Annotated in this window: 26 protein-coding genes; 13 read left to right on the top strand and 13 right to left on the bottom strand. The window is 70.9% G+C overall.

Features of this window, described 5'->3' with window-relative positions; all coding sequences use genetic code 11:
- Nucleotides 1–2 precede the first annotated feature (2 nt).
- Entirely contained in the window at nucleotides 3–1,475 is a 1,473-nt protein-coding gene (locus tag DJ81_RS02990) for an amidohydrolase (RefSeq protein WP_094588382.1), read from the bottom strand.
- A 175-nt stretch (nucleotides 1,476–1,650) separates the two neighbouring features.
- Here DJ81_RS02990 and DJ81_RS02985 point away from each other — a divergent pair, with 175 nt between their 5' ends.
- The 5 genes from DJ81_RS02985 to DJ81_RS02965 are packed head-to-tail and all read left to right on the top strand — an operon-like array spanning nucleotide 1,651 to nucleotide 6,366.
- Nucleotides 1,651–2,793: a thiolase family protein gene (locus tag DJ81_RS02985; RefSeq protein WP_094527367.1), complete on the top strand. Its 1,143-nt coding sequence runs from the start codon at nucleotides 1,651–1,653 to the stop codon at nucleotides 2,791–2,793.
- A gap of 47 nt (nucleotides 2,794–2,840) precedes the next feature.
- Nucleotides 2,841–3,428, top strand: coding sequence for a DUF655 domain-containing protein (locus DJ81_RS02980; protein WP_094525728.1), 588 nt, complete (start codon nucleotides 2,841–2,843; stop codon nucleotides 3,426–3,428).
- A gap of 45 nt (nucleotides 3,429–3,473) precedes the next feature.
- Nucleotides 3,474–4,412: a 16S ribosomal RNA methyltransferase A gene (locus DJ81_RS02975; RefSeq protein ID WP_094557809.1), complete on the top strand. Its 939-nt coding sequence runs from the start codon at nucleotides 3,474–3,476 to the stop codon at nucleotides 4,410–4,412.
- Between the two features lie 8 nt (nucleotides 4,413–4,420).
- Nucleotides 4,421–5,752 carry a mechanosensitive ion channel family protein gene (locus DJ81_RS02970; protein WP_094588380.1) on the top strand — a complete coding sequence of 444 codons (1,332 nt, stop codon included), beginning with the start codon at nucleotides 4,421–4,423 and terminating at the stop codon, nucleotides 5,750–5,752.
- Nucleotides 5,749–6,366, top strand: coding sequence for a HemK2/MTQ2 family protein methyltransferase (locus DJ81_RS02965; RefSeq protein WP_094525725.1), 618 nt, complete (start codon nucleotides 5,749–5,751; stop codon nucleotides 6,364–6,366). The genes DJ81_RS02970 and DJ81_RS02965 overlap by 4 nt, the downstream gene beginning before the upstream one ends.
- Nucleotides 6,367–6,372: 6 nt before the next feature.
- Here the strand turns inward: DJ81_RS02965 and DJ81_RS02960 are convergent, their stop codons facing one another.
- Nucleotides 6,373–7,323 (bottom strand): ABC transporter substrate-binding protein, encoded by a 951-nt coding sequence (locus DJ81_RS02960; protein ID WP_094527364.1) that lies wholly within the window; start codon nucleotides 7,321–7,323, stop codon nucleotides 6,373–6,375.
- A gap of 111 nt (nucleotides 7,324–7,434) precedes the next feature.
- On the opposite strand from DJ81_RS02960, the gene DJ81_RS02955 reads away from it, so the two are divergent.
- From DJ81_RS02955 to DJ81_RS02945, 3 genes are all read left to right on the top strand, one after another.
- Nucleotides 7,435–8,436 carry a 5-methyltetrahydropteroyltriglutamate--homocysteine methyltransferase gene (locus tag DJ81_RS02955; protein WP_094527363.1) on the top strand — a complete coding sequence of 334 codons (1,002 nt, stop codon included), beginning with the start codon at nucleotides 7,435–7,437 and terminating at the stop codon, nucleotides 8,434–8,436.
- On the top strand, nucleotides 8,436–9,506 hold the full coding sequence (locus DJ81_RS02950; protein WP_094557808.1) for a methionine synthase: 1,071 nt from the start codon (nucleotides 8,436–8,438) through the stop codon (nucleotides 9,504–9,506). Before DJ81_RS02955 ends, DJ81_RS02950 begins: the two co-directional genes overlap by 1 nt.
- A gap of 126 nt (nucleotides 9,507–9,632) precedes the next feature.
- On the top strand, nucleotides 9,633–10,382 hold the full coding sequence (locus DJ81_RS02945; protein ID WP_094588378.1) for a sugar phosphate isomerase/epimerase: 750 nt from the start codon (nucleotides 9,633–9,635) through the stop codon (nucleotides 10,380–10,382).
- A gap of 36 nt (nucleotides 10,383–10,418) precedes the next feature.
- Here DJ81_RS02945 and DJ81_RS02940 read toward each other — a convergent pair whose 3' ends face one another.
- From DJ81_RS02940 to DJ81_RS02930, 3 genes are all read right to left on the bottom strand, one after another.
- Nucleotides 10,419–11,309 carry a hypothetical protein gene (locus tag DJ81_RS02940; protein WP_094525719.1) on the bottom strand — a complete coding sequence of 297 codons (891 nt, stop codon included), beginning with the start codon at nucleotides 11,307–11,309 and terminating at the stop codon, nucleotides 10,419–10,421.
- 85 nt (nucleotides 11,310–11,394) lie between these two features.
- Nucleotides 11,395–12,633 carry an enhanced intracellular survival protein Eis gene (gene eis, locus DJ81_RS02935; RefSeq protein ID WP_094588376.1) on the bottom strand — a complete coding sequence of 413 codons (1,239 nt, stop codon included), beginning with the start codon at nucleotides 12,631–12,633 and terminating at the stop codon, nucleotides 11,395–11,397.
- A gap of 104 nt (nucleotides 12,634–12,737) precedes the next feature.
- Nucleotides 12,738–13,841 carry an NADH:flavin oxidoreductase/NADH oxidase gene (locus tag DJ81_RS02930; RefSeq protein WP_094588374.1) on the bottom strand — a complete coding sequence of 368 codons (1,104 nt, stop codon included), beginning with the start codon at nucleotides 13,839–13,841 and terminating at the stop codon, nucleotides 12,738–12,740.
- Between the two features lie 148 nt (nucleotides 13,842–13,989).
- On the opposite strand from DJ81_RS02930, the gene DJ81_RS02925 reads away from it, so the two are divergent.
- The gene (locus tag DJ81_RS02925; RefSeq protein WP_094525714.1) at nucleotides 13,990–14,175 is read left to right on the top strand and encodes a hypothetical protein; all 186 of its coding nucleotides are present in this window, start codon (nucleotides 13,990–13,992) and stop codon (nucleotides 14,173–14,175) included.
- A 168-nt stretch (nucleotides 14,176–14,343) separates the two neighbouring features.
- Here DJ81_RS02925 and DJ81_RS02920 read toward each other — a convergent pair whose 3' ends face one another.
- The 4 genes from DJ81_RS02920 to DJ81_RS02905 all read right to left on the bottom strand — a co-directional run bounded on the left by DJ81_RS02920 (nucleotide 14,344) and on the right by DJ81_RS02905 (nucleotide 16,507).
- Complete coding sequence (locus DJ81_RS02920) at nucleotides 14,344–14,889, bottom strand: DUF1684 domain-containing protein (RefSeq protein ID WP_094588372.1); 546 nt, start codon at nucleotides 14,887–14,889, stop codon at nucleotides 14,344–14,346.
- Between the two features lie 85 nt (nucleotides 14,890–14,974).
- Complete coding sequence (locus tag DJ81_RS02915) at nucleotides 14,975–15,676, bottom strand: helix-turn-helix domain-containing protein (protein ID WP_094525710.1); 702 nt, start codon at nucleotides 15,674–15,676, stop codon at nucleotides 14,975–14,977.
- Between the two features lie 157 nt (nucleotides 15,677–15,833).
- Nucleotides 15,834–16,112, bottom strand: a complete 279-nt coding sequence (locus tag DJ81_RS02910; protein WP_094525708.1) for a hypothetical protein — start codon at nucleotides 16,110–16,112, stop codon at nucleotides 15,834–15,836.
- Nucleotides 16,109–16,507: a helix-turn-helix domain-containing protein gene (locus DJ81_RS02905; RefSeq protein ID WP_094525706.1), complete on the bottom strand. Its 399-nt coding sequence runs from the start codon at nucleotides 16,505–16,507 to the stop codon at nucleotides 16,109–16,111. Before DJ81_RS02905 ends, DJ81_RS02910 begins: the two co-directional genes overlap by 4 nt.
- Before the next feature lie 130 nt (nucleotides 16,508–16,637).
- Here DJ81_RS02905 and DJ81_RS02900 point away from each other — a divergent pair, with 130 nt between their 5' ends.
- From DJ81_RS02900 to DJ81_RS02890, 3 genes are all read left to right on the top strand, one after another.
- Nucleotides 16,638–18,272 (top strand): TrkA family potassium uptake protein, encoded by a 1,635-nt coding sequence (locus DJ81_RS02900; RefSeq protein ID WP_094588370.1) that lies wholly within the window; start codon nucleotides 16,638–16,640, stop codon nucleotides 18,270–18,272.
- A gap of 168 nt (nucleotides 18,273–18,440) precedes the next feature.
- Nucleotides 18,441–18,812 (top strand): 30S ribosomal protein S8e, encoded by a 372-nt coding sequence (locus DJ81_RS02895; RefSeq protein ID WP_094527355.1) that lies wholly within the window; start codon nucleotides 18,441–18,443, stop codon nucleotides 18,810–18,812.
- Between the two features lie 50 nt (nucleotides 18,813–18,862).
- A complete protein-coding gene (locus DJ81_RS02890; protein WP_094588368.1) occupies nucleotides 18,863–19,630 on the top strand; it encodes a ribonuclease HII in 768 nt (255 codons plus the stop codon).
- A gap of 19 nt (nucleotides 19,631–19,649) precedes the next feature.
- Here DJ81_RS02890 and DJ81_RS02885 read toward each other — a convergent pair whose 3' ends face one another.
- The 3 genes from DJ81_RS02885 to secF form a co-directional block, all read right to left on the bottom strand.
- On the bottom strand, nucleotides 19,650–20,402 hold the full coding sequence (locus tag DJ81_RS02885; protein ID WP_094588366.1) for a TMEM165/GDT1 family protein: 753 nt from the start codon (nucleotides 20,400–20,402) through the stop codon (nucleotides 19,650–19,652).
- A gap of 192 nt (nucleotides 20,403–20,594) precedes the next feature.
- Nucleotides 20,595–22,196: a preprotein translocase subunit SecD gene (locus DJ81_RS02880; RefSeq protein ID WP_094525698.1), complete on the bottom strand. Its 1,602-nt coding sequence runs from the start codon at nucleotides 22,194–22,196 to the stop codon at nucleotides 20,595–20,597.
- On the bottom strand, nucleotides 22,196–23,077 hold the full coding sequence (secF, locus tag DJ81_RS02875) for a protein translocase subunit SecF (protein ID WP_094588364.1): 882 nt from the start codon (nucleotides 23,075–23,077) through the stop codon (nucleotides 22,196–22,198). The genes DJ81_RS02880 and secF overlap by 1 nt, the downstream gene beginning before the upstream one ends.
- Nucleotides 23,078–23,212: 135 nt before the next feature.
- On the opposite strand from secF, the gene DJ81_RS02870 reads away from it, so the two are divergent.
- Nucleotides 23,213–23,563 (top strand): hypothetical protein, encoded by a 351-nt coding sequence (locus DJ81_RS02870; RefSeq protein WP_094527353.1) that lies wholly within the window; start codon nucleotides 23,213–23,215, stop codon nucleotides 23,561–23,563.
- A gap of 1 nt (nucleotide 23,564) precedes the next feature.
- Here DJ81_RS02870 and DJ81_RS02865 read toward each other — a convergent pair whose 3' ends face one another.
- The gene (locus tag DJ81_RS02865) at nucleotides 23,565–24,095 is read right to left on the bottom strand and encodes a DUF5812 family protein (RefSeq protein WP_249269059.1); all 531 of its coding nucleotides are present in this window, start codon (nucleotides 24,093–24,095) and stop codon (nucleotides 23,565–23,567) included.
- Between the last annotated feature and the right edge of the window lie 41 nt (nucleotides 24,096–24,136).

Raw genomic sequence — 24,136 nt, 5'->3', positions numbered from 1 at the left:
GCTCAGTCGTCGTCGGCAGCCTCCGCGCCCGAGGAGTCGCCGGCGGAGCCGTCGCTCGGATCGAACGTCGGTCGCTCGACGCCGAGCAGTTCGTACGGATCCGCGTCGTCCGGCATCGGCGACTCGTACTCGTCGGCGCCGCCCTGCCGCTCGAACTCGTCGACGACGTCGGCGAGGAGCTCGGGGCCCGTGAGCAGTCGGCCCAGCGTTCCGCCGATCGACTTCGCGGCGTAGAGCATGCCGTCCACGCCGGTCGAGCCGCTGGCGGCGACCGCCTGCCACGAGTGCGCCGGCGTGCCGACCGGCCACGTCGCGGTGCGCATCCGACCGAGCGGCACGACTTGGCTCACGTCGCCGGAGTCCGTCGAGTAGGCCCCGACCTCCCCGGCGTCGGGCGCCTCGATCGGCTCGGTGAAGTACGACCGGTCCGCCGCGCGGTCCCGGACCTCCGGCGGGAGCTCCTCGAGCGCGTCGGAGACGTCCCCGAGCGAGTCGCGCAGGTCCGACGCGAGCGCCTCGTCCGAGACCGAGAAGGAGCCGATGTCGGCCATCGTCTCGTAGATGGCGTCGCCGAGCGTCTCGTTCGCTCGCACGCCGTACACCCCGCTCGTCTTCGTTATCTCGACGTCGACGTCGGCCATCAGGGCGGCGCCCTCGGCGGCGCGGCGGAACCGCTCGGTCACCGACTCGACGAGGTCGCGGCTCGGCGCGCGGACGAGGTACTCCGCGGTCGCGTCCGGCGGAACGACGTTGGGGGCGTCGCCGCCGTTGGTGATCACGTAGTGGAGCCGGACGGGGTCGGGGACGTGTTCGCGCATGTACTCGACGCCGGTGTTGAGCAGTTGGATCCCGTCGAGCGCGCTTCGCCCGGCCTCCGGCGCGGCGGCGGCGTGCGAGGAGGTCCCCTCCATGGTCACCTCGAAGGCGTCGACCGCGAGACACGACGCCTTCGTGGGCGCGTTGAACCACCCCGGGTGCCACGAGACGACCGCGTCGACGTCGTCGAACGCGCCCGCGCGGGTCAGGTACGTCTTTCCGGCGCCGGCCTCCTCCGCGGGGGTTCCGACGTACACCACGGTTCCGTCGACCCCCTCGTCGATCAGGTCGGCGACCCCGACGGCGGCCCCGAGCGATCCGACGCCGAAGAGGTTGTGTCCGCAGCCGTGGCCGTTCCCGCCCCGTTCGACCGGCTCGCGGGTCGCGCTCACGCGCTGGGAGAGCCCCGGGAGCGCGTCGTACTCGCCCATCGTTCCGACGACCGGGTCGCCGTCGCCGTACCGGGCGACGAAGGCGGTCTCGATACCGCCGACGCCGACGTCGACGTCGAACCCTCGCTCTTCCAGTGCTTCGACGAGTCGACCGGCGGCGTACGTCTCCTCGAAGGCGGTTTGCGGGTGATCCCAGATGTCCAGCGCGAGGTCGGTGAGCCGGTCCCGGCGGCTTTCGACCGACTCGACGATCGCGTCAGTTACCATGGTAACTACTTGCGAACGTAAGTAAAAAAGGCTCTGTCGAGTTCGGTCGGCGGCGTTCGGTTATCGGTCGTGCTGAATGTGTTCAAATATCAACAGATGCGATAAACCGTAAACTCCGGGTATATTTCCGCCGGTTCCATGACCATTTAAGAGCGTTACCGGTCTGTGATCGTTCATGACAGATGAGACCACGCCGGTGATCGCCGCCGCATATCGGACGCCGCAGGGGAGAGACGGAGGCGTCTACGAAGACGTCCGGAGCGAGGACCTCTCGACGACGCTCATCGACCACACGCTCGACGAGACGGGGTTAACGAGCGACCACGTCGACGACCTGATGTGGGGCGTCGCCCAGCAGCGCACCGAGCAGGACAACAACGTCGCCCGCGTCATCGCGCTCCTCTCGGAGCTCGGCGAGTCGGTGCCCGCCACCTCGATCAACCGCTGGTGCGCCTCCTCGATGCAGGCGATCATCTCGGCGTCGGACGCGATCGCCGCCGGGAATCGCGACTGCGTCGTCGCCGGCGGCGTCGAGAACATGAGCCGCGTCCCGATGGACGGCGACTCCTACCAGCACCTGCACCCCGAGCTGTCGGAGCAGTACAACGTCTTTCAGCTCCAGATGGGGATGACCGCCGAGAAGGTGGCCGAGGAGTACGGTGTGAGCCGCGAGGCGCAAGACGAGTACGCCGCCCGGAGCCACCAGCGGGCGGCCGAGGCGACCGACTCGGGCCGGTTCGACGACGAGATCGTTCCGGTCGAGACGGACAACGGACTCGTCGAGGCGGACGAGGGGATCCGCCCGGACACGACGGCCGAGAAGCTCGCCGATCTCTCGCCCGCGTTCACCGGCGACGGGACGGTGACCGCGGGGAACTCCTCGCAGATCTCCGACGGCGCGTCGCTGACGCTGGTGACGAGCAAGGCGTTCGCCGAGGACCACGGGCTCGACGTGCTCGCGGAGGTCGGCACGAACAACGTCGCCGGCGTCGACCCGACCGTGATGGGGATCGGTCCGGTACCCGCGACGCGGGGCCTGCTCGACCGCGCCGGGACGACCATCGACGACTACGACCTGGTCGAGCTCAACGAGGCGTTCGCCTCGCAGTGCGAGTACTCCCGGCGCGAGCTCGGCGTCGACGAGGAGCGGTACAACGTCAACGGCGGCGCCATCGCCATCGGGCACCCGCTCGGCGCCTCCGGCGCACGGCTCCCCGTCACGCTGCTCCACGAGATGGAGAAGCGCGACGCCGACCGCGGACTCGCGACCCTCTGCGTCGGCTTCGGGCAGGGCGCCGCGATCGAGTTCTCGCGATAGCCCGACGCGGCAGCGGTTTTTTCACCGTTCGGCGCCGTAAAACGTGTATGAGCGATCCCGACGCCGACGCGCCCGACGCGGCGGACGCCGACGACGGTCCCGCCGCCGTCCTGCTGGACGTGTTGCCGAACGGGCGGCCGGACGACGACCGGCCCCCGTCGCGGAAGTCCCCTATCGCGTACGGCCTCGGGACCGACTCGTTCCGCCTGTACGAGCTCTCGGTCGACGACGACACCGACGTCTCCGTGAGCGACCGGGTCGCGCTCGACGGCCCGGCAGTCGGCCGGTACCGCGAGGTGTCGTACGACGACCTCACCAGGAACGCGGCCGCGGAGGTGGAGTACGCCGTCGAGGCGATCGTCGAGTCCGACGAGGAGCGCTTCGTCGACTTCTACAACGAGGCCGGACCGATCACGCTCCGGCTCCACCAGCTCAACCTCCTTCCGGGGGTGGGCAAGCAGCTCCGGAACAACGTCCTCGACGAGCGCAAGCGCGGTCCCTTCGAGAGCTTCGACGAGGTGTCCGAGCGCGTCTCGGGGCTCCACCGCCCGCGGGAGGTGATCGTCGAACGCGTCGTCGAGGAGGTCCGCGAGGACGACCTGAAGTACCGGACGTTCGCCGGGCGCGAGGAGTGAGCCTCGAAACGGGACTTTTACCCGGAGCGCCGGCCTATCGCGGCCATGACCGACCTATCGACGGGTGAGGGCGCGGCGTACGGGGACCGCGACCCCGACGCCCTCGCGCGGCGCGCCGGGGAGCGCGCGAACCCCGACCGCGACCAGCATTTCCTCGTCGACGACCGCGTCCTCGACCGAATCCCGGGGTACCTTCCGGACGACGCGGACGCGAGCCACCTGCTGGAGATCGGCGGAGGCGCCGGCGCGCTCACCGACCGACTGCTGGCGGCGGCGGTCGCGGCTGACGGTGACCGTGTCGGCGACGGCGACCGCGCCGACCGCGACGGCAACGCTCCCGGCCGCCTCTCCGTCGTCGAGCGCGACGGGACCTTCGCCGACTTCCTCCGCGAGGAGTTCGCGACCGCGGTCGACGACGGTCGCCTCGACGTGATCGAGGGCGACGCGCTCGACGTGGAGCTCCCGCCGTTCACCGCCTGCGTCGCCAACCTCCCGTACGGCGTCTCCTCCGAGATCGCCTTCCGGCTGCTCCCCGAGGGGAAGCCGCTCGTGTTGATGTTCCAGGCCGAGTTCGCCGACCGGATGGTGGCGTCCGCGGGCGAGTCCGAGTACGGCCGGCTCTCCGTCTCGGCGCAGCATTACGCCGCCGTCGAGATCGTCGAGCGGGTCCCGAAGGAGGCGTTCGACCCGCAGCCCGCGGTCGAGAGCGCCGTGGTCCGGTGTACGCCCCGGGACCCCGACTACGCGGTCGGCGACGAGGCGTTCTTCCTCCGGTTCGTGAAGGCGCTGTTCACCCAGCGGCGCAAGACAGTGCGGAACGCGATCCGGAACACCGGCCACATCTCCGGGCTGGACGACCCGGACGCGGTCGTCGAGGCCGCCGACGAGGAGCTGCTCCGCCGGCGACCCGGGACGCTGGAGCCGAGCGCGTTCGCCGCGCTGGCGGAGCTGGCCCGCGAGCACGGCGCGCCGACCGAGGTGTGATCGCGGGGATGGCGCTCGTAGACGCCGTCCTGGCGGTCGGCTCACTTCCCGTTGACCCGCTCTCCGTCGGCCCGCTCTCCGTCAGCCCGCTCTCCGCCGCGACCCTCCCGGAACTGCTGACCGCCGGCGGCGACGCCGCCGGTCCGGCGGGGGGCGTGTACGACGCCCTGACCGAGAACGTCAAGCGCACTCTCGCCTCCGTCCTCATCATCGCGGCCGTCCTCGGCGTGCGGCTGCTCACCGCGTGGGCGAAGCGGCGCGACGGCGAGCTCACCTCGACCCAGCGCCTGCTGCTCTCGGCGTCGGTCGGCGCCGCCACCGCCGTCGGCGCGATCTCGCTGCTCGCGGTGTGGGACCGCAGCGGCGCGCTCCTCGACGCGTTCGAGGCGGCCGCGATCACGGACCAGCTGTCGAACGTCGTGATCGCGGTGGTGCTGCTGGCGAGCGCCTACGCCGTCACCGACTTCCTCGGCGGCGTCATCCGCGAGATCTCCGCCGACAGCACCGTCCTCACCGACCACCAAGAGGAGGTGGTCCGGCGGCTCACGCAGCTGACGGTGTACACCCTCGCGCTGCTCGTCGTGGTCGGCCTGTTCACGGACAACGTCGGCGGGCTCCTCGTCGGCGCGGGGTTTCTGGGGATCGTGGTCGGGATGGCCGCCCGCCAGACGCTCGGCGCGGTGCTCGCCGGGTTCGTGCTCATGTTCTCCCGCCCCTTCGAGGTCGGCGACTGGGTCGAGGTCGGGGACCACGAGGGGACGGTCACCGAGATCTCGATCATGAGCACGCGCCTCCGGTCCTTCGACGGCGAGATGGTCACGCTGCCGAACGACGACGTGCGGTCGGGCTCGATAATCGACCGGTCGCGCCGGAACCGCCTGCGGATCGAGGTCGAGGTCGGCGTCGACTACGCGACCGACCTCGAGCGCGCGGCGGCGGTGATCGAGGAGGCGATCGCCGGCGTCGACGACATCGCCGCGATGCCCGAGCCGGATGCCGTGACGAAGCGGTTCGACGACTCGGCGGTCGTCTTCGGCGCCCGGTACTGGATCCGGAACCCGAGCATGCGGAAGCGCTGGCGCACCCAGACGGCCGCGATGGGCGCGATCAAGTCCGCGCTGGAGGCCGAGGGGATCGTCATCCCGTTCCCGCAGCAGACGCTCTCCGCCCGGGAAGAGAGCGCGTCCGGCCCGCAGCTCGACGCGTCGGTCGAGGGGCGGGCGGCGACCCGAGGTGGCGGCAACCGAAGCGACGGCGGCGAGCCGGCCGACGGGTCGAGTGACGGAGGCGACGACGCGAGTGCAGGGTCCGGCAACGCCGCCGAGGGGGCAGACGAGTGAGCGACGGGAGCGTGCCGGACGGGGACTCCGATCCCGGGCCCGACCTCGCCGCGCGGCGCGGCGTCGACGACGCCGTCGTCTACCAGCCCGCCGAGGACTCCGGCCTCCTCGCCGAGGCCGCGGTCGAGGCCGCTCGCGGCCGCGTGCTGGAGGTCGGCACCGGCTCCGGCTGGGTCGCGGCGCGGATCGCCGCGGAGCGCGACCTGGACGTGGTCGGCACCGACCTCAACCCGCACGCGGCGCGTGAGGCCCGTAAACGCGGCGTCGAGGCCGTCGTCGCCGATCTCTGTGCCCCGTTCCGCGCGGACGGCTTCGACACCGTCTGTTTCAATCCCCCGTACCTCCCGACCGACCCCGACAACGAGTGGGGCGACTGGATGGAGCACGCGCTCTCCGGGGGCGAGTCGGGGCGGGAGCTGATCGAGCCGTTCCTCGACGACGTGGGGCGCGTCCTCGCGCCCGGCGGCGTCGTCCTGCTGCTCGTCTCCTCGCTGACCGGCTACGAGGAAGTGCTCGGGCTGATCGACGACGCCGGCTTCGACCACGAGGTCGCCGTCGAGGAGTCGTTCCCGTTCGAGACGCTCTCCGTGCTGCGGCTCGACCGACGGGAATAAGCCGCGCTAGCCGCTCGTCGAGTTCCCGACGGCACCCGAGCCGACGCGCCGCACCTTCTCGCCGTACTCCCCGAATCGGTCCGGGTGGATCACGGCCGCCAGCGCCTCCAGCGTGTCGACGACGCGGTGGCTGTGGCGGTTCAGGTAGGCGGTGCCGTCCATCGCGTACACCCGCCCGTCGCGCACCGCCGTCACGTCGCCGATCGACTCGCGCTCCAGCAGGTCGGCGGCCGCGCGCCGGGCCTCGCCGACGTCGGCGCTACAGGGACCGATCACGACGACCTCCGGGTCGAAGGCGCGCAGTTCGTCGAGCCCGATCTTCCGCGACCGTTCTCCGGCCGCGACGGGCCCGGCCTCCCCGCCGGCGATCCGTATCAGGTCGGGGACCCAGAGCCCGGCGTGGCGCAGCGGGTCGGTCCAGTCGAGGACGGCGACGCGGGGGCGGGAGGCGGTCGACGGGGTCGTGCTGGCCGAGGCGGTCGCGTCGGCCCGGGGGACCGCGCCGGCGACGGCGTCGATCCGGGCGTCGAGGTCGTCGCGGAGCGCGGCCGCGGCCGCCGGACGGCCGACGGCCTCGCCGACCCGCTCGACGTTCGCGAGGACGTCGGCGAGGTCGTCGGCGTGGACGTCGAGCACCGCCGCGTCGAGGTCGAGCCGCTCCACCGCGCGGCGCGCGAGCCCGGCGTCGAGCGCGCACACCGCGCAGACGCCCTGCGTGAGGACCGCGTCCGGGTCGGCCGCGGCGAGTCGGTCGCCGTCGAGGTAGTAGGTGTCGTCGTGGGCGGCGACTCGGTCGAGGTCGGCGGGGTCGGCATCGAGGTCGCGGACGAGCCCGGTGAGCGTCGGCCGGTCCTCGACCGCGGGCGGGCGGTCGCACTGATGCGAGACCGCGGCGGGCGTCGCGCCGAGCGCGGCCGCCAGCTCGGTCGCGGAGGGGAACAGGGAGACGACGGTCATGGGTACCGATCCCCGACCGTCGGCTTAACCGTTCGGCCGACCGCCGCTAATAACTATCGGGTATAATACGCATTAGCAAATATTATACGGCGGCATATCGAACCACTGGTGATGACTGAACGTGTCGCGGCCACGCCGGGACTGTACCCGCTCCCGGACTGGGCGAAAGAGACGCTCTCGGACCTCAAGGGTCACCAGAAGGGCGACCTACTGAGCGGCGACGAGAGCGAGGCGATCGTCGAGCAGTACGACGAGGTCCGCGCGGAGTTCGTCGACGACCAGCTGGACGCCGGCCTCGACCGGGTCGTCGAGGGGCAGGGCCGCTGGGACGACATGATCGCGCACCCGCTGACGGTGCACGACGGCGTCGAGACCGGCGGTATCGTGCGGTACTACGACAACAACAACTTCTACCGCGACCCCCGCGTGGTCGCCGACCTCGACTTCTCCGGCGACGTGGCGCGCGAGCTGGAGTCCGCGGCCGACCTGATCGACGGCGAGGCGCCCCTCGCCGCGACGCTGCCGGGTCCGTACTCGCTGGCCGACCTCGCGAGCGACGAGCACTACGGCGACGAGGCGGCGTTCCAGGCCGCGATCGCCGAGTTCCTCGCTGGCGAGGTCGAGGCGTTCCCCGCCCACGAGACGCTGTTCCTCCTCGAACCATCGCTGGTGACGAACCCGCCCGCCGAGGGAGCGGAGTCGACCGCGACGGACGCCATCGCGACGGTCGCCGACGCGACCGACGCGGACGTCGTGGTACAGACCTCGTACGGCGCGCTCGGCGAGAAGCTGTACGCGCACCTCGTCGACGAGGCCGGCGCCGACGCGCTCGGGCTCGACCTCGTCGCCGGCGACCGCGACGACACGGTGTACAACGTCCAGGAGTTCGGCTCCACCGACTCGCTCGCGCTCGGGCTCGTCGACGGGCAGAACACGCTCGTCGAGGAGCCAGAGACGGTCGCGGAGCGGGTCGAGTGGTTCGAGTCGCAGATCCCCGCCGAGGGGTTCGACCGGACCTACCTCACCCCTAATACGGAGCTGTTCTACCTGCCAGCGAACAAGTACCGCGCGAAGCTGAACGCGCTCGCCGCCGCCGCGGAGGTGCTCGACTAATGGTCCGAAACCCAGACGCCAACCGCGAACAGTTCCGCCCGAACGACCACCCGAACGACGCGTTCCTGCTGACGACCGTCGTCGGCTCGTACCCGAAGCCGAAGTGGCTGAACCGGGCGGACGAGCTCGTCGACGACCCGGACTCGAAGTTCGACGCCGCGGACCTCGAGGAGGCCCACGACGACGCCTGTCGGCTCATCACGCACGAGCACGAGCGCGCCGGACTCGACACGGTCGTCGACGGCGAGATGCGCCGCAACGAGATGGTGGAGTTCTTCGCCGACCGCATCGACGGCTACGAGTTCAACGGCCCCGTGAAGGTGTGGGGTCACAACTACTTCGACAAGCCGTCGGTCGTCGAGGAGGTCGAGTACGACGAGCCGTGGCTCGTCGACGAGTTCGACTTCACCTCGAACGTCGCCGAGCGCCCCGTCAAGGTCCCCATCACGGGGCCGTACACGCTCGGCTTCTGGGCGTTCAACGAGGCGTACCCCTCCACCGAGGAGCTCGTCTACGACCTCGCCGACCTCGTCAACGAAGAGGTCGAGAAGCTGGTCGAGGCGGGCGCGCGCTACATCCAGATCGATGAGCCCGCGCTGGCGACGACGCCGGAGGACCACGCCATCGTCGGCGAGGCCTTAGAGCGGATCGTCTCGGGTATCGACGAGGAGGTCCGCATCGGGCTCCACGTCTGTTACGGCGACTACTCGCGGATCTACCCCGAGATCAACGACTACCCGATCGACGAGTTCGACGTCGAGCTGTGTAACGGCGACTTCGAGCAGATCCCGACGTTCACTGACCCCGAGTTCGAGCCCGACCTCGCGCTCGGCGTCGTCGACGCGCACACGGCCGAGATCGAGTCCGTCGAGGAGATCAAGGAGAACGTCCGGCAGGGGCTCCGCGTCGTCCCGCCGGAGAAGCTCACGATCTCGCCCGACTGCGGGCTGAAGCTCCTGCCCCGGGAGATCGCGTACGGCAAGATGGAGAACATGGTGACCGCGGTTCGCGAGGTCGAGGCCGAGATCGATTCCGGCGAGATCGACGTCGACAACCCGCTCGACGACTGAGGCGGGGATCGATCCGCGACCGCCTCGACGACTGAGGCGGGGATCGATCCGCGACCGCCCCGGCGACACCGCCGGCCGCACCGCCAGCGCCACTACTTATAAATCTCCGCCGCACCCACCGCCGACATGGAGATCGGTCTCACCGTCGGCGACGACCTCGACCGGCTCGCGGCGTCGCCGTCGCGGTTCGACTTCTGCGAGCTCGGGGTCGGCGAGCCGACGCTCGTCCCGGGAGAGATCGACCGGGGGCGGCTGACCGACGCGCTCGCCGGCCGCGACCTGCTCGTCCACCTCCCGTACAGCCAGCGACTGGCCAGCTACGTCCCCGAGGTCAACGACGCCATCGTCGACTACCAGTGGCGCCTCCTGGAGGCGGCCGGCGACCTCGGCGCGGAGAAGGCGGTGCTCCACGCGACGTCGGCCGACCGCGACGACATCGAGTTCCGGCAGACGGCCGCCGACCAGCTCCGACGGGTCGCCGACGCCGGCCGCGAGGCGGGCGTCGAGGTCGTCGTCGAGAACGTCGGCCACCAGCACGCGGGGCTCCAGCTCTCCGTCCTCGGCGACATCGCCCGGGAGACTGACACCCCGATCTGCTTCGACGTGGGACACGCGTACATGGAGGGCGACAACAGGGCGATAACGCGGTTCCTCCGCGCCCACGGCGACCGGGTCTCGCACCTCCACTGTCACGACGTGCGCCGCCGCGGCGACACCCACCTCCCGGTCGGTGCCGGCGAGGTGGACTACGGGGCCGTCGCGGCCGAACTCGACGAGTTCGACGGCACCGTCGCGCTGGAGGTGTTCACCGACGACGACGCCCTGCTCGTCGACTCCGCGGAGCGCGTCGCCGACCGGCTCGGCGTGGACTTTTAAAAACGAACGGCGAGAGCGGCGCGGGAGGCGAGCGGGTCAGTTCGCGTCGCGGCCGTCTCCGTCGCCCTCCTCGGCCGCGTCGTCCCGGTCGTCATCGGTGGAGCCGTCGGCGTCGGTCGGGTCGCCGGCGTCCGAACCGGCACCCGCGTCATCGCTCGCGTCCGCCTCGTCAACGGCGTCGGCGTCGTCCGCCTCGTCGCCGTCGATCTGTCGCTTGATCGACTCAAGCTCGGACTCGACGTCGACCTCGGGCGCCGGGTCGTCCTCCGTCTCCTCGTCGGCCCCGCTCGCTTCGGGCTCCGCGTCGGGGTCGGTCACGTCGATCCGAACGCCGCGGTCCCGGCCGGGGGAGTCGTCGTCGCGGGCGCGGCCCCCGTCTCGGGCGTCGGACTCGGGGCCGCCCGCCCCGCGGTCCTTCCGGCGGTCGTCGTCCCGCCCGGGTCGCCGCGCGGCGTCGGCCTCCCGACGGCCCTCCTCGATCCGCGACTCGATCTCGGCGGTGAGGTCGCGGGCGTCGGTGATGATCGAGCGCGAGGCGGCCTCCTCCGGGAGGTCGGCCTCCGAAAGCGCGGTCCGGAGCTCCGAGAGCGACCGAGCGAGGCCGGCGCTCGCGCCGTCGCGGACGTCGGCGAGGCGGTCGGCAGTCGCGCCGGACTCGTCGGCGAGGCTCCGGCCGGGGTCGGCGAGCCGGAGCGTCCCCCGGAGCAGTTCGAGCGACTTGATCGTCGTCTCCAGGAGCGCGATGACCGTCGGGATCGTGTACTGCTCGGTGAACCGGAGTAGCTCGGAGAGGCGGGGCGGTCGCGGCGGCCCCCGTCGGTCCCGCTCGCTCTCCCCGAGGTCGCGCCGCAGCTCGGTCAGGACGTCTTCGAGCTCGTCGAGCCGCTCCTCGAGCTCGTCGTCGCGTCGGTCGTCGCGGGAACTCATACCACCGAGTACGCGGCGCGCGGATAAAAAGCCCGGCCGGCGCTGACGGTCGCGTCCCGGCGCGTGACGTCGCCGACGCGGCGACTCAGAACCCCTCGCGGAGGTGCGTCGTCCGCGGCGGGAACAGGCCGCGGAGCGCGGCGGCGACGCCGTCGTCGAAGTCGGTCCCGTCGCCGGCCGCGAGTCTCCCGGCACGGACCGCCTCGTCGACGGAGCGGTAGCCGACGTACAGCTGCGAGAGGGCGCCGACGTCGACGGTCGCGTCCGGGCTCGCGGGCTCGGCGTCGAACGGCTCGACTGCGACGTCTCCGTCGACGACCGCGACCCGGAACGTCGCGTCGTTCCACGCCGCGAGCGGGTCGACGACCGCGAGCGAGAGCGTCGCCTCGACGGCGGGGTCCGGGTCGAGCGCCTCCACGGCGCCGGCGACGTCGACGAGCCGGACCATCGGCCCGGTCCGGACCTCGCAGTCGACGGCGCGGGGGTCTTCGACGAGGTCGAGCAGCGGGGCGTCCGGCGGCGCTCGGACCCGGACCTCGGCGACCTGCGAGTCGTGGTTGCGGCAGAACCGCAGCAGCTGGAACCACGCCTCGTCGTCGACGGCGGCGGCGTCGGAGACGCGCATGACGGTCTCCCCGGCGTCGTCGGGGTCGTCGTCGAACTCGTACCGACAGAGCCCGCGGAGGTCCCCGTCGCGCTCCCAGCCGTAGACGAACGGGTCGGTCGTCCAGCCCGAGAGGGTCCGCTCGCGCCACCACTCCTCGGTCCAGTCCATGGTGAGGTCGTAGCGGTCCGCCGTCGCCGCGAGCACCGGCTCGACCGCCGCGAAGTCGCCCTCGTCGAGCGGGCGGAAGGCCCCGGCCGCGTCGCCCGTCGTCGCGACGAGGTCGTCGACGAAGCCGAGCTGTTCGGGGGGCGCGGTGAGATAGCGGTAGCGGCTCGCGGTCGCCCAGCCGTAGTTCGCGTAGAACGCGTACTCGAAGGGCCACAGCACCGAGACGTCGACGCCGCGGTCGCGGTACTCCGCCAGCGACTCGCGGAGCAGCCGGGCGACGTGTCCCCGGCGGCGGTGCTCGGGCGAGGAGGCGACCGCGGAGAGCCCGGCGACCTCGCGGTCGGCGCCGCGGATCCGCAGCGCGAAAAGGTGGTGCGCGCAGACCGCGACGGTGTCGTCGGCCGCGTCGAAGAGACCGCGCCGCTCGGCGATCGTGTCGTGGTCGTCGGCCTCGTCGGGGTCGTAGGGGCCGTCCGCGGGAGCGAAGGCGTACCGCATGAACGCGCCGAACTCGTCGGCGCGCTCCTCGGGAAACGGTCGGTACTCCATACGCGGTCGGCTCGCGGGAGCGGAATAAGTCTTCCCGGAGCGTGAGAGGGGGCCTCAGTCGAATCGGCCGCGACCGATCGCAGTCGACCCGGTCGGACCCGACCTCAGTCGAACCGGCCGCGGCGGTACTGCACCGGCCACTCGACGTCCGCGCCGAGCTCGTGGGCGGCCTCCAGCGGCCAGTACGGGTGCCGGAGCAGCTCGCGGCCGAGCGCGACGAGGTCGGCCCGACCGTTCCGGACGAGGGCGTCAGCGTGGGTCGGGCCCGTGATCCCGCCGACGGCGGCGACGGGCACGTCGGTCTCCTCGCGGATCGCCTCGGCGTACGGCACCTGGTACCCCGGTCCGGTCCCCGGAATCCGCTGGTCGGGGTGGATCCCGCCGCCGGAGACGTCGATCAGGTCGGCGCCGGCCTCGGCGAGCAGCGGCGCCAGCCGCACGGAGTCGTCGACGTCCCACGAGTCGCGGTCGGGGAGCCAGTCCGTCGCGGAGATCCGGACGAAGACGGGCTTCTCCTCGGGCCAGACGTCTCGGACGGTCGCGACGACCTCCCGGAGGAGTCGGGTCCGGTCCTCGAAGCTCCCGCCGTACTCGTCGTCGCGGTCGTTGGTGATCGGCGAGCAGAACTGGTGGAGCAGGTAGCCGTGGGCCGCGTGGACCTCGGCGATCTCGAAGCCGGCGTCGAGCGCGCGCGCCGCGGCGTCGGCGAACGACTCGGTCACGTCGGCGATGTCGTCACCGTCCATCCGGCGGGTCGCCGCGGATTCGCCGGTCTCGGAGCGGTCGCCGTCTGGGTACGGCTCGTCGGTCGCGGATATCGTCTCCCAGCCCGCGGGGTCGTCCGCGGGGATCGGATCGCCGCCCTCGGCCGGCGGGCGGTGGGAGGCCTTGCGGCCGGCGTGGGCCAGCTGGATACCGGGCGTCGCGCCCTGCGACCGGACGAAGTCGACGATCGGCTCGATCGCGTCGGCGTGTTCGTCGGACCAGATCCCGAGACAGCCCGGGGTGATCCGACCGCGCTCCTCGACCGCGGTCGCCTCGGTCATCACGGCGCCGGCGCCGCCGACCGCGCGGGAGCCGAGGTGGATCCGATGCCAGTCGTTCGCGAACCCGTCGTCCGCGGAGTACTGGCACATCGGCGACAGCATGACGCGGTTCCGGAGCTCGGTGTCGCGTAGCGTGAGCGGCGCGAAGAGCGAATCCGTCATCGAGACACCGGAGTGCCGCCGGCTGGTAATGCGCTCCGATTCCCCGCGCGGATCGCCGCGATCGCACCGGTGCGGGGATCGCCCCGATCGCGGCGAGGGTTTAGGCCGACCGAAACCTATAACCACCCGTGCCTCTGACAGACTGGTAATGAGCACTGGGGACCGGATCGGGCGCAGCGCCGAAGACCGGATCGAAGACGGCACAGAGGAGTCGACGGACGCACGGCCGATCGTCGCGGCGAGCCGCTGCTCGCCCGATCGAACCGTCTTCACGGAGCAGGGGAACACGGACGCGTGGATCGCGACCGACCTGACGGTCGAGTTAGAGCGGTAGCGCGGCGCGAACGACCCTCTCTCGTCTTCTCTACTCCGCATCGAGCGTCGAGTCTCTCCTTCGAAAGCGGTCGGCTCCGAGCGCGGTTTCAGCGCACCGAACGCCGCGCGGCGACGTGCGGTGGGCCGCGTCGCCGCCGACGGCGACGCGGCGGTGACGAGCCCCCGACTACTCGATGTCCGGTGCGCGCTCCCCGGCCGGGACGACGATCTCCAGCCAGTTCTCCTCGGGCGGGAGCGGGCAGGCGAACGTCTCGCTGTACGCGCAGAAGGGGTTGTACGCGAGGTTGAAATCGAGGACGACGACGTCGCCGTCGGCGAGCTCTCCCTCCGGTTCGAGCTCCATGTACCTGCCTTGGTAGTACGTCTGCTGGCCGGTCGTCTTGTCGCGGAACGGGACGAATATCTCGCCGTCCTCGCCCTCCTGTCGGTAGCCGGCGAGCGCGTGCTCCTCGCCGTCGACCTCGAACGCGAAGGTGACGACTCTGAGGTATCGGACCGGGTTGCTCGCGGTGGTCTCCATCTCGACGGGCTCGGGGTCGCCGTGGACCGTCACGGTCGCCTCGACGCGGTAGTCCTCGTCCGGCGGGAAGTAGTCGAGCCCGTCGAACCCGTCGCGGTGCTCGAGCGGGATCGGCGACTGCGGGTGCTCGGCGAAAAACTCGTCCTTCTCGCGGCGGTTGGCGCGGAGCCGCTCGGCGTACTCGTCGGTCATACGCGGTCGAAGGAGCGCCGGCGGTTTCAGGCCCGCGGTTCGGGCGGGTCAGGTCCCGAGGCCGGGAGACAGCTCGCCGGGGCGCTCAGAGCGCCTGCAGGTCGGCCAGGCAGTCGTCGAGGTCGCGCGTCGACGTCGCCAGCGAGAAGCGGTCGACGCGGGCGAGGTCGGCCGCGTGCTCCCAGAGGTCCTCGGACTCGATGCCGTGGAGGACGACCGCGTTCGGCGTCGGGCTCACGACCCGGAGGGCGACCAGCGGCGACTCGCCGCGGGTCACGCCCGTGAACACGAGCGCGCGGTTCGTCGACTGACCGTACAGCCGGTAGAACTCCTCGCTGGAGAGCCGCGTGATCGCCTCGATAGAGTTGATGACGGTGTGACCGTTGACGTGGTCCTGGTCGCCGCGAACGACCTCCGTGGCGTCCATCGCCTCGTAGAACTCCTCGACCGGCACCGCGGTCGAGTACTCGCGGAGGGCGTGGACGATGTCGCTCTCGAAGCCCGCCGAGAGCACGCGGGCGTACTGTCGGAGGCGCCCGCCTCCGCGCCGCTCGTCGATATCGAGGAGGCCGTCGACGATCCGGCGGACGATGCCGATCCCCGGGCTCTCCCGACGCCCGCTCTCGTAGTCGGAGATCACCGACGAGGAGACGTCGAGCTGCTCGGCGAGCTCGGTCTGTGAGACGTCGAAGTCGGTCCGCCACTTCCGGAGCGTCGCTCCGGGGTCGTCGCTGAGCGTTATCTCGCCGGCGATCCGGCGAGAGAGCTCCTCGCGTGCGTCGCTCATTAGGCGGTCCGAGGGCGGAGCGCCGCAAAAGGCTACCGAAAGCGGGGTTCGTCGGACGTCGACACCTCCCCCGGGATCGACGTCCATCTGGCTCGACGTCCACCGGCCCCACTTCTCCCGGCTCGACGTCGAATCCGGAGCGGCCCCGCGAGCGGGGTCACTCCACGTACAGCGAGTAGACGATGACGCCGAAGCCGACCGCGGTCAGCAGGCTGTTGATCGCGATCCCCGCCGCCAGAGACGCGCCGATGATCTGGTGAGAGACGCCGCCGATCAGCGCGCCGATCGTCACGATCCCGAAGCCGAGCCCCAGCGCGCGCAGCGAGGGGTCGCCGGTCCTGCCGTACGCGCGGAGCGCGTAGTAGGTGATGCTGCCACCGAGCACGAGGATGGCGGTCTTTGCCACGATGATGGCGAGGTCGATGTGCGTTGTCATGTTTCCTCTCGCAGTTCCGACCACAGGTCGGCCAGCCGTTCGTCCCGCGTGCGCTCCGGACGGGAGAACTCGACGGTGAGATCGCGCGACTCGTCCGCCTCGTCGTCCGCGTGGTCGATCGAGACCGTCACGGAGTCGAACGAGACGGAGTAGCGCGTCGTGTGTTGCCCGTCGCGGCGGATGTCCGTCGACTCCCGGAGCAGGGAGGCGTCGGTGAGCTTCTCCAGCTTCCGATACGTCGTCGACAGGGGGATGTCGCACTCCTCGGAGAGGTCGCTCGCCGTCTTCGGCTCGGTGAGTGCCGTCACGATCCGGCGCGCGGCGTCGTCGGCCAGTGCGTCCAGCACGTCGTCGACCGACGGCGGATCCTCCTCGCGCGACGGGTCCCGCACCATGTTCCCCAGTTGGGCCCCCCCGTGTCTTAAACCATCGAACTTCGGCCCGGCCGCGGTCGCGACCGCAACCGCATCCGTCACGCGGCCGGACGCGGCCCGTTTTTGTGGGTGGGCGGCGTACAACGGACCGATGGACTCGTGGAAGCGCCGCGTCGTCGGGTACTTCGCCTTCGTCCTCTTCGTGCTGATCTTCACCGCGATCGCCTACCGATACGGGATGCGGGTGTACGAGGGCGACCCGCGCACGATGATCGAGGCGCTGCGCTTCTCGATCGAGATGTTCACCACCACCGGATTCGGCGGCGACGCGCCCTGGGAGAGCCAGCAGTTGAACGCGTTCATCGCGGTGATGGACCTCGTCGGGATGGTCCTCCTGATCGGCGCGCTGCCGGTCGTGGTGACGCCGCTGTTGGAAGAGGCGTTCTCGACGAGCGCCCCCACGTCGGTGGACGGAGCGCTGTCGGGTCACGTCGTCGTCTGTTCGGACACCTCCCGGTCGATGGCGCTCATCGAGGAGTTCGACTCCAGGGACATACCGTACGCGATCGTCGAGCCGGACAACGACCGAGCGGTACGGCTCCACGAAGCGGGGCAGACCGCGATCCGTGCCGACCCGGAGTCGACGGACGGGTTGGCGGCCGCGAACCTGCCCGACGCGCGGGCGCTGATAACGGACGTCTCCGACAAGGTCGACGCGAGCATCGTGCTCGCCGCGAAGGAGCTGTCGCCGGAGGTGCGGGTCATCAGCATCGTCGAAGACCCGGAGCGCGAGCGGTACCACCGCCTCGCCGGCGCGGACGAGGTGCTCTCGCCGCGGTCGCTGCTCGGCGAGAGCCTCGCCGCGAAGGTGACGACCGCGCTGCAGACCGATCTCGGCGAGGCGGTCGCCATCGGCGACTCGCTGCAGCTCGCGGAGGTGTCGGTCCCGCACGGGAGTCCGCTGGCCGGGTCGGCCCTCGGCGATAGCGGGATCCGCGAACGCGCCGGCGTCAACGTCATCGGCGTGTGGTTCAACGGCGAGTTCGACGCGGCGCCCCCGCCGGACGCGACGCTGTCGGCCGGGACGGTCCTGCTCGTCTCCGGGCGGCCGGATCAGCTGGAGCGGCTCGTCGAGCTGACGAACTCCGCCACGCGGCGATTCGGCGCGGGCGAGACCGTGGTGATCGGGTACGGGCAGGTCGGCCGGACCGTCGCCGAGACGCTCGAAGACGCAGACCTGCCCGTCACGGTCGTGGACCGGGCGGACGCCGAGGGCGTCGACGTGGTCGGCGACGCCACCGAGCCGGAGACGCTGCGGGCCGCGGGCGTCGAGTCGGCGCGGACCGTCGTGCTCGCGCTGCCCGAAGACACCACGACGGAGTTCACGACGCTCGTGATCCGCGATTTAGCGCCGAACACGCAGATCCTCGCACGGGTCGAGGAGGCCGCGAGCGTCCGGAAGATGCACCGCGCGGGCGCCGACTACGTGCTCTCTCTCGCGACCGTCACCGGCCGGATGTCCGCCTCGACCGTCATCGAGGGACGCGACGTGCTCTCCCTGGACCAGCAGGTGGAGGTCGTCAAGAGCCGCGTGCCGCGGCTCGTCGGGCGGACGGTCGGCAGGGCGAACGTGCGCGAGGCGACCGGCTGCACCGTCATCGCGGTCGAGCGCGACGGAGAGACCCTGACCGAGATCGGTCCCGACACGCGGATCGGCGACGGCGACGAGCTCGTCGTCGTCGGCACCGACGAGGGGATCCGGGAGTTCGAGCGCCGGTTCGCGTGACCCCGCTCGCCGGTTCGCGCTGACTCGCGTGCCGGTCCCCGCGGCCGCGTTCGGCGCTCCCGGCGAATCCGTGCGCGGGGCCGTCGCGTCCCGTCCGACCCGTCACGCGCCGCCTCGGGACCGAGTCGAGTCGAACGGTTCAAGTATTCGCTGGCTGTTCGTACCTGTATGAAAGACCAGGGACGCTCCACGCGCAAGCGGACGGGCGGCCGACTCAAGCACGCCTCGAACAAGAAGCGCCACCAGCTCGGCCGAGAGCCCGCCGAGACCACCGTCGGCGAGACGCGGGTCCAGTACATCGACTCCCGCGGCACGGAGCGGAAGGTCCGCGCGCTCTCGACGAACGTCGCGCAGGTCGCCGACGGCGGCGAGGTCAGCGAGGCCGAGATCGAGAACGTCGTCGACAACCCCTCGAACGTCAACTACGCCCGACGGAACATCGTCACCAAGGGCGCCGTCATCGACACGTCCGCCGGCCGCGCCCGCGTCACCTCGCGTCCCGGCCAGACCGGGCAGGTCAACGCGGTCCTCATCGACTGAGCCCGTTCGCTTTCTGAACGTATTTACCGTTCGACGACGACGAGCGACGCGTGTACCTCGGCGTCGACGAGGCCGGCAAGGGGCCCGTGCTCGGACCGATGGTCTCGGCGGCCGTGTTCGCCGACCCGGCGAGCCTCCCGGCCGACGTCGACGACTCGAAGCGGCTCTCCCCCGAGCGACGCGAGGCGATGGCCGAGACGATGCGCGGAAGCGACCGCGTCGCGGTCGGGGTCGCGTTCGTGGAGCCCGCGGAGATCGACCGGCCCGACACCGACATGAACACGCTCACGGTCCGCGGGCAGGCGCGGGCGGTGCGGGCCGCGCTGGGCGAGATCGAGGGCGTCGCCGGCGGGGAACGTCCGGCGGAACCGGTCCGCGTCGTCGCCGACGCGGGCGACACCAGCGAGGCGCGGTTCGCGCGTCGGCTCGGCGAGTTCGTCGAGAGAGGTGACGACCCCGGCGGCGACGGCTCCGCGGCCGACGGGAGAGGGATCGACGACCCCGCGGTCGGCGAACGCGCCGCCCTCCCTCCGGTCGACGTCGAGGCCTTCCACGGCGCCGACGAGGACGACCCGGTCGTCGGCGCGGCGAGCGTGGTCGCCAAGGTGGCCCGCGACGCCCGGATGGCCGCGATCGACGACCGGTACCCGACGTACGACGGCGTCGGGAGCGGCTACCCGAGCGACCCGACGACGCGGTCGTTCCTGCGGGCGTACGTCGCCGACACCGGCGACGTCCCGGACTGCGCCCGTCGGTCGTGGGCGACCTGCGACGACGTGTTGGCGGCCGCAGAGCAGTCGGGGCTCGACGAGTTCTAGACGACTTCCTGGACGACGATTAAACGAGCGCCGAAGCCGCCCCGCTCACGGCGCCGATGAACGTCTCCCATACGGAGACGTTCGCGACGATCGAGAGGACCGTGTCGGCCCCGAAGAAGGCGAACAGCGCCGCGGAGGCGATGTGCGCGCGCCGCACGTCGAAGCGGTGGGCGAACGTGTGGAAGAAGTACGCGTTGGCGAGGCTGATCGGAACGATCGCGAGCATCTCGCCGACCCATATCGCGGAGGTCGCCCCGTACTGCACCGCCAGCCCGATCGTGACCAACTGCGTCTTGTCGCCGAACTCGCCGGTGGCCATGAGGGCGAATATCGGGAGGAAGCCGCCGAACGACCCCCCGTACCGGTCGAGCGGACCGGGAAGCGAGACCGAGTCGAGGTCGGCGTAGTCGGCGTCGACCGCCGGGGGGTCCGGCGTCTCGGCGCCGGCGGTCAGTGGCTCCGTGCCGCCGTCGCTGGACGCGACCCGTCCGGCGTCGCGCTCCGGCATCGACCGGTACAGGAGGTACGCGAACGCGAAGAACAGGGAGGCGGTCACGGCGTCGAGGACGACTCCCGGCAGCGCCGACTGCAGCGCCTGCCCGAAGGCGATCTCGACCGCGGTCCACCCGGCGAACGCCGACGCGGCGGCCGCGACGACGACCTTCGGGTCGTACCGCGTCGACAGCGCGGCTATCATGAACTGGACCTTCTCGCCGGGGAGCACGGCGATCTGGGCCGCGAACGCGACGATCAGTATCTCGGTGTAGGTCATTCGGTTCCGTCCCCTCGACGCTCGTCGGTCGAGCTCTCCGCCTCGAGGCGGCCGCCGGTCGTCATGGACGGTTTAGAGGACTCTAAATTAAGAATTTGTTGGCTTTTCACTCCACACGAAAGACCGAACGGCGCGGCGGAAAGGCGGTCGCGAGGCGGCGAGACGGGGGGATCGGATCGCCGCCGCGTCGTCTCACCGGATCGTCAGCAGGCGACGGAGGATGTCGCCGTAGGCGGGTCGGGTGATCAGGACGCCGATCAGGACGCCGAGGATGGTGAAGATCGCGAACCCGGAGAGGTCTCCGAGCGAGAGCACCATCAGCGGCGACATCGCGACGATCGTCGTCGCGGCGGCGGCGCCGATGACCCAGAAGGCCCGACGGAACCGGGAGTTGAACACCTTTCGTGAGTTCACCTCGCCCTCGCTCATCACCTCGTCGGCGATGATCACCAAGTCGTCGACGCCTGTCCCGACGACCGCGATGAAGCCGGCGATGACCGCCAGCTCTATCGGATAGCTCACGAGCGCGGCGAAGCCGAGCAGGGCGTACACCTCCGCGAGCGCCGTGACGATCATCGGCAGCGCCACCGCGGGCTCGCGGTAGCGCAGGAACACCATCCCCGCGACCGCGAACACCGCGAGGATCCCCGTCACCAGCGAGTAGTTCTTGTAGTTCTCCCCCTGCGCGGCCGAGATGGTGCTGGAGGTCCCCTCCCCGCTGATGTCGAGCTCGGCCGGCAGCGCGCCGGCGCGCAGGTTGACCGATATCTCCTGCGCCGTCGTGAATTCGGGCGTGGTCAGCTCGAAGTTCGGGGTGTCGGCCCACGAGCCGCTCGCCATGCTGTCGGCGAGCCCCGGGTCCATCCCGAAGGAGTTGACGACTTCGCCGTCGACCGTGAGCAGGAGGCAGGGGTTGGAGTTCCCCAGTTCGCCCGTCTCGGGGTTGTACTCGCAGCGGTCCGCCTGGGACTGGTACGCCGAGGCGAAGCCGCGGTCGGCGACGGCCTGCTGGAACTGCTCCGCGGGCGACGGCTGGCCGTCGGAGGCGGTGTTCCTGACCGTCACGGGGACGTACGATCCCGTGCCGCGGTCCCGCTGCGACGCCGTCCCGATGTTCTCGAAGTCCTCCTGCGTGAGCACCGCTTCATCGACGGCGGTGCCGTTATCGCTCGGATACGCGATGTCGATCTGGACCGTCCCCCGCTCCTGCAGCAGCGAGACGACGTCGCTCCGGCCTTCGCCAGGCACCTCGACGAGCATGAAGTACTCGCCGGTGAGCGACTGGACCTGCTGGACGCTCCCGCCCGAGAGCCCCGCCTCGTTGATCTTGCCCTCGATGATGCTCTGGGTGAGGTCGCGGGTCTCTGCGGTTACGCCGGGGCGGATGCTCTCGTAGGAGTAGCCCGAGGCGTCCATCGCCGCGCGGAACTCCTCCTCGCTCACGGACGGGTCGGTGACCTCGACGGCCTGCTCGTCCTCGCCGAAGCTCGATCCGACGTCGCGGAGCTGCACCCCGTCGAGCTCGTCGGCGACGGCCCGTTCGACCGCCGGGGGATTGTCGCCGGCGAAGTCGACGCCGGTGGCGGTGTACCCCTTCAGGGGGGCCCGGACGCGGGTGCCGCCCTCCAGGTCCAGCCCGTACTGGAGGTTCGTGATTCCCTGGCTCGCCTCGCTCTGGTTCTCGCCCGGCGCGGTCTCCGGGGCGAACTGCGGGGCGAACAGCGCGACCGACGCGCCGACCACGACGACGACGAGCAGCAGGATGCGCCAGTTGTTCTTGATCGGTTCCAACATCAGCGCTTCACCCCCTCGAACTTGTACCAGCGGAGCAGCGAGACGTTCAGCAGGTACGTGTTCATCAGGTCGGCACAGAGGCCGACCGCGAGGATGATCCCGATGTTACGCAGCAGGTCGACGCCGAAGAGGGTCGCGACGATCGCCATCACGATCATCGCGGCCATCGACGTGAGCGTCATCGTGACACCGGTCCGCATCGCGCGGCTCACCGACTCGTAGAAGTCGCCCGTCCGGCGTAACACGGAGTTGTTCAACAGGATGTCGGAGTCGACGCTGTACCCGATGATCATCAGGAGCGCCGCGATCGTCCCGAGCGTCATCTGGATCCCGAGCAGGTTCATCACCGCGACCGGGATGACCAGGTCGGAGAACGCCGAGGCGACCACCGCGAGCGAGGGGATGAACGTCCGGAACAGTGCGAACACGAGCACGCTCATCCCGAGGAACGCCAGCGCGACCCCGAACACCGCGGTCCGGGCCGTGTCGCTGGCGAAGCTCGGCGACACCTGGTCGACCGCGGTCGTGGCGAGCCCCGCGTCGTCCGCCTGTTGCGCGAGCTCCTCTGCCAGTCCCTCGGGGTCCTCGTCGGCCGCGCGGAAGGTGACGACGTACACGTCGTCGGCGGGGATCGACCGGATCGAGTCGGGCCGTCTGTCGAACTCTGTTTCGATGCGTTCCTCGACGTTACCACCGTCGTCGGCGATCCGGAGCTCGACGCCGCCCGTGAACGCCAGTCCCAGGTTCGCCGGCGCTCCCGTGACGAGATACCATCCCAAGATGATCGCGAGCGCGAGAACGAGGACGGCGAGCGGGATCGCCACGAGCTGCCGGTTCGAGTACTCGGTGTAGTTGACCTCCGGTGCCTCGATCGCTACCATAAATACCGGTTCCTGCGCGGGCGCGAATAAGCCTTCTCACTCGGCCGCGAGCCGGCGCGTTCGGTCGGTCCCGCTCGGGCGAGCGCGGCGCGGATCGCCGAAACAAACTAACCGAACGGCGTGTTACCATCACCTATGAGTACACCCGAAGCGGCCCGCGTCGTCCTCTCGTATCCCGAGGGGCTCAGCGACTGGGGCCGCGACCAGATCGAGACGGACCGCTACCGGTCGTACTTCGCGCGGGTCATGGACGATGTCGCGGTCGGCGACGTCCGCGAGGAGTTCGTCGACGTCGGGTGCTGCGGAGACAGCCTCGACGTGCCGTTCCGCGTGGAGCGGATCGAGGTCGACGGCGACCCGGTCGACGCGGCGGCCGTGACGGCCGAGACGACCGTCGACTACGAGGCGCGTACCGGCGACGTCGACGGCGGCTGGCGGGTGCAGAGCGCCGCCGGTCCGTCGGACCCGGCCGCCGGAGTCGACTGAGTCAGGGCATGTAGCGCACGCTGACCACGCCCGGCTCCGACCGGATCTCGACGCGGTTCACGCCGAGCCGGGCGGCGCGGGAGAGCGTCGCCTCGCGGTCCTCGATCACGTCGGCGACCGCGCTCTCGGTGTCCGACTCGGGCGGCGTCAACACGTGGACCTCGCCCTCGCCCGCGCGCGGCTCACGGGCGAGCTCTCCCGTCGGCGTCTCCGCCGCGAGCTCGCGCTCGTGGACGGTGGGCGGCTCCTCGCTCTCCTCGATCGAAAGGCGTCGGCGCTCCGCGACGTCGATCACCCGATACGTGACCTCCATCGGCGGATCGGGCGCGACGGTGGCCTCGACCGCATCGTCGGCCTCGAGTCCGGGGTTCGAGCTCAGCGTGTGTACCTGTCCGTCGTGGACGTCTTTCAGCACCGCCGAGCCGCTCTCGACGTGCGTGACGAGGAACGTGCTCTCCTTGCCGTCCGTCGGCTCCGTCCCGTCGGCGTCGTCCGGCCCATCCGCGTCGGTGCGCTCCGGCTCGTCGGTCATTGCTCCGTGGTAGGTGGCCGACCCTTTTCGGGGTTTCGAGC

Origin of the sequence: Halorubrum sp. Hd13 (assembly GCF_002252755.1) — an archaeon.
In the GTDB taxonomy this organism is placed as follows: domain Archaea; phylum Halobacteriota; class Halobacteria; order Halobacteriales; family Haloferacaceae; genus Halorubrum.
This window is presented reverse-complemented; position numbering and strand designations above follow the sequence as displayed.